This window comes from Stenotrophomonas sp. P5_B8, from assembly GCF_054049855.1.
In genome coordinates this window covers 1-719 of the sequence record NZ_JBFULO010000824.1, presented here as the reverse complement: position 1 = coordinate 719, position 719 = coordinate 1, and the positions used below count along the sequence as shown (strand labels likewise).

At 60.2% G+C, this 719-nt stretch carries 1 protein-coding gene; it reads right to left on the bottom strand.

Features of this window, described 5'->3' with window-relative positions:
* On the bottom strand, positions 1-569 hold a 569-nt coding region (locus tag ACXJKH_RS21665), incomplete at its 3' end, for a TonB-dependent receptor plug domain-containing protein (protein ID WP_457322473.1).
* Positions 570-719: the final 150 nt, after the last annotated feature.

Sequence of the window (719 nt, the reverse complement as noted above, 5' to 3'; positions counted from 1 at the left end):
CCGTGATTGCGTAGCACCACGTTGATCGTGCCGGCTATTGCCTTGGTGCTGTACTCGGCGACAGCCGTAGGCAGGATCTCGATGCGCTCAATCAGATCCGGGCTGATTGAATCGAGTGAGAAGTCGCTTGAAACGGGGCTGCCGTCGACCAGAATCTGCACATACCCGCCGCCCAATCCACGCATGCGGACACCATCGATGGGTGACACAGTTACGCCGGGTAGCCGACGCATCACGTCACTCAAGTTGTTGTCGTTGTGACGCTCGATCTCCTTGCGACCGAAGACGACGCGGTTGGTAATCTCATAACGCCGCGAGTCGGAATCATTGGGTGCCGTGACATTGACTGCGGACAACTTGGTCGCTGCCTGCGCAGCGGTTGTAGCGGCGCTGTCAGGTGCCCCGGAGGCGGGTATCGCAGTGTCGCTGTTGCCGTCAGCTGCTTGGCCTCGAACGGCTGCCGGCGGGGAGGTCTGACCGCTGACCACCCCGGGTACAACCAATGGCAGCAATGCCAGATAAAGGGCGTGTCGTCGCAATGCAGCACGGGAATGGTTGATTAGTGTCATGGAGTTCAGTTGAGGCGGCAATCGCTACGTATTGGGCAGTGAGGAACGCTCAAGCGGACACGCGCGCGAAATCGCACCTTCTGCGATGCGCGGCCAACTTCGTGTGCTTCAATCTGCGTCGTGAGGGCATGCCGCCCGGACCCTTGCGAC